This is a genomic window from Microbacterium sp. 67-17, assembly GCF_001898325.1.
Taxonomy (GTDB): domain Bacteria; phylum Actinomycetota; class Actinomycetes; order Actinomycetales; family Microbacteriaceae; genus Microbacterium; species Microbacterium schleiferi.
On record NZ_MKTR01000005.1, the window covers coordinates 1 to 3712 of the forward strand.

General features: G+C 67.9%; 2 protein-coding genes. Both read right to left on the reverse strand.

Annotation, left to right across the window (positions count from 1 at the left end; translation table 11 throughout):
- Window positions 1-302: 302 nt before the first annotated feature.
- Window positions 303-1832, reverse strand: a complete 1530-nt coding sequence (locus BGO47_RS01855; RefSeq protein ID WP_292683158.1) for a multicopper oxidase family protein — start codon at window positions 1830-1832, stop codon at window positions 303-305.
- Window positions 1825-3712, reverse strand: a 1888-nt coding sequence (locus BGO47_RS01860; RefSeq protein ID WP_292707942.1) for a cation-translocating P-type ATPase, incomplete at its 5' end; no start/stop codon positions are given. The genes BGO47_RS01855 and BGO47_RS01860, both read right to left, overlap by 8 nt.

Consider the following 3712-nt stretch of genomic DNA (forward strand, 5'->3'; position numbering starts at 1 on the left):
AGGAACCGACACGGCACTTACACGCATCGTTCTCACCAATCTTTCGGATCCGCCACTTGTCCGCCACTTCATCTAAGAATCCGCCATCTTCGCCGAGAACCTACAATCACCTGTAGGTTCCCGGTCAAGGTGGCGGAGAACTCGGGGATTCCACGCTAATTGGCAGCAGTTTCGTCAGCAGGATTCCGCGCGAAATGGCAGATCCCTACATAAGAGTAGGAAGTCCACTTAGCCTTGACGTCCGCCGCCGCCGTCCGATCGCCCGCGCGATCATCCTCCCGTGCTGGGGGTGAACGCGCGGTTCATGACTGGTATCCGAGCACCGTGGTCATGCCGGTCTCGGCGTGGTAGATGTTGTGGCAGTGCGCGACCCACTGGCCGGGGTTGTCGGCGTCGAAGTCGACTGTCAGGGTCTGGCCCGGGAGGATGATGGAGGTGTCCTTCCGGGGGCCGCCGTTCGCGTGCTGGTAGGTGTGGCCGTGCAGGTGGAACGGATGCCACATCTCGGTGTCATTGCGGATCCGCAACTGCACCCGCTCCCCCATACTGACCGCGTGCGCGTCCCGCAACGGGTCGTTCATGTCGAACCGGCGCCCATTGATCCCCCAGTCGTACGCCTCCATCCCCCCGGTCAGCGCGAGGTGCACGACCCGGTCGGGGGACGCCTGGTGCAGGGTGACGGAGGCGGTCGCACTCAGTCCGGCAGCGGTGCCGACCCTGCCGGTGCCGAGCTCGGCGACGGCGACGTCGCTGGCCGGCGCCGTGCCAGCGGCGGTGCGAACGAGCGCGAACGCGCGATCCTGCTTGCCTTCCGCGTCGGCGACGACAGGGAACACCCCATCGTCCAGGGTGACCTGCAGGTCGTAGCGTTCGCCCATCCCGATCAGGACACTGTCGACCTCGACAGGATCCACCGGGAACCCGTCGGTGTGGGTGATCGTCAGGGTGTGGCCGCCGATCGCGAACCGGAACGCGGTGTCGCTGCCGGCGTTGATGACACGGATCCGCACCCGGGCACCAGGAGTGCCGGTGAATTGGGCGGGGTCGGCTTTGGGTTTGCCGTTGATGAGGTAGTGCGGGTAGTAGACGTCGCCGGCGTCGCCGCCGAGCAGGTCGGAGGTGGCGCCCATCAGCAGGTTCCCCATCCGCATGAACATGTCGCCCATCCCGCCCATCCCGCCCATGCCCTTCGAGAGGTCGGTGAGGACCTGGTCCGGGGTGGCGGTGACGCCGTCGAGCCAGTCGTCGAGGATCAGCACCCATTCGTCGTCCCACGTCACCTTCTCGTCCGGGTCGTCGATGATGAGCGCACCGTAGAGGCCGTGGTCCAGTTGCGGGCCGACGTGGGGGTGGAACCAGTAGGTGCCCGGATGCGGGGTGACGAACTCGTATGCGAACTGTCCGCCCGGGGCGATGGGGGCTTGGGTGACCGGAGGGACCCCATCCATGTCGTTGCGGAGGGCGAGTCCGTGCCAGTGCACGGAGGTGTCCGCGTCGAGCTGGTTGCGGACGGTCGCTTTCAGCGTGTCGCCTGCGGTGAGCCGGATTACCGGGGCGGGGATACCTCCGAACGCCCAGGTGGCGGCGGCGGTACCGGCCAGGTCGAGCGTGGTGGGGGCGGCGGTGAGGTCGACGGTGGTGACTCGGCCGGTGCCGCCGCGGTTCTTCTCCGTGCCGGACACCGCTGCGCCGGTGGGTGTCACCCATTGCGGCGCGGGGGTGCAGGAGGCGAGCACGGCTGCCGCGACGGCGCCCAGTCCGAGTCCGAGCACACCTCGTCGGGTCAGCAGCATCGGGGAGGACGGTGTGGGAGAGAGCGGACGGTCAGGCATGTTCGGGCTCCTTCTGCATGGTCGTCGCAGCGGGCGCCTGGGCGGGCAGGCGGAGCCGCTTGAGGAGGAGGGCGTTGACGGCGACGATCACGGAGGAACCGGACATCGACAGGGCGGCGATCTCCGGGGACAGCATGATCCCGAACGCCGGGTAGAACACGCCGGCGGCGATGGGGAGGGCGGCGGCGTTGTATCCGATGGCCCAGCCCAGGTTCTGCCGCATCTTTCGCAGTGTGCCCTTGCCGATCTTGAGTGCGATCGCAACATCGAGCGGGTCCGAGCGCATCAGGACCACGTCGGCGGTCTCGATGGCGACGTCGGTGCCGGCGCCGATCGCGATGCCGAGGTCGGCCTGGGCGAGGGCGGGGGCGTCGTTGACGCCGTCGCCGACCATCGCGACCTTCTTGCCCGTCTTCTGCAGCTCGGCGACCTTCGCGGACTTGTCCTCGGGGAGCACATCCGCGATCACGGTGTCGATGCCGAGGAGAGCGGCGATCCGGTCGGCGGTGGGCTTGTTGTCCCCGGTGAGCATTGCGACCTCGACGCCCTGCTCGTGGAGAGCGTCGATCGCGGTCTTTGCGGTGTCCCGGGGTGCGTCGGCGAGACCGATGATCCCGGCGACTTGCCCGTCCACGGCGAACAGGATCGCGGTGCGGCCGGACCCAGCCAGGTCCTGCTGAGCGGCCTGCACCCCGCTGATGTCGATCCCCTCTCCGGTGAGAAGGCGCGGGTTGCCGAGGACGACCTGTCGACCGTCGACGGTGGCGATCGCGCCCTGCCCGGTGACGTTTCGGAACGCGGTCGCGGTGCGACGGGGGATGTCGCGGGTGTCGGCGTAATTCACGATCGCTTTCGCCAGAGGATGCTCGGATTCCCGCTCCAACGCGACCGCGAGGGAGAGGGTCTCGAGCTCGTCGCTGCCGACGGGGATGTAGTCGGTGACCTCCGGCTCCCCCTTGGTGAGGGTGCCGGTCTTGTCGAACACGACCGTGTCGATGTGGGCGGCGGTTTCGATCCCGGAGGCGTTCTTGAACAACACGCCCCGTTTCGCGCCGAGCCCGGTGCCGACCATGATCGCCGTCGGCGTCGCCAATCCGAGGGCGTCGGGGCAGGTGATGACGACGACGGTGATGGCGAACAGGATCGCCATCGGGATTGCAGCGCCGGCGAGCAGCCACACCAGGAAGGTGAGGGTGCCGCCGATCAGGGCGACCAGGACGAGCCAGAACGCTGCCCGGTCGGCGAGGCGCTGTCCGGGGGCTTTGGAGTTCTGCGCCTCTTGCACGAGCTTCACGATCTGGGCCAACGCCGTGTCCGACCCGACTTTGGTGGCTGTGACGCGGAGGGTGCCGACGGTGTTCACGGTCGCTCCGATCACCTCCGACCCGGGCGCTTTGTCCACCGGCATGGATTCGCCGGTAACCATCGACTCGTCCACCTCGGACTCTCCGGATTCCACGACACCGTCGGTGGGGATCTTCGCCCCCGGCCGCACCAGCATCAGATCCCCCGGGACGACCTCGCTGGTGGGGATCTCGACTTCCTGCCCGTCACGGATCACGACCGCCTGCGAGGGTGCGAGCTCCAGGAGGGTGCGGATGGCGTCGTTCGCGCCGCCGCGGGCGCGCATCTCCACCCAATGCCCCAGCAGCACGAAGGTGGCAAGCACCGTGGCGGCTTCGTAGAACACTTCACCGCCGCCGGTGAGGGTGACCGCGAGGGAGTACAGCCAGCCGGCGCCGACTCCGACCGCGACGAGCACCATCATGTCGAGGGTCTTCGCGCGCAGCGCCCGGTAGGCGCCGTCGAAGAAGATCCACGCGGAGTAGAAGATCACCGGCAGCGACAGGATCAGCATGAACACGTCATCGCGCAGCCCG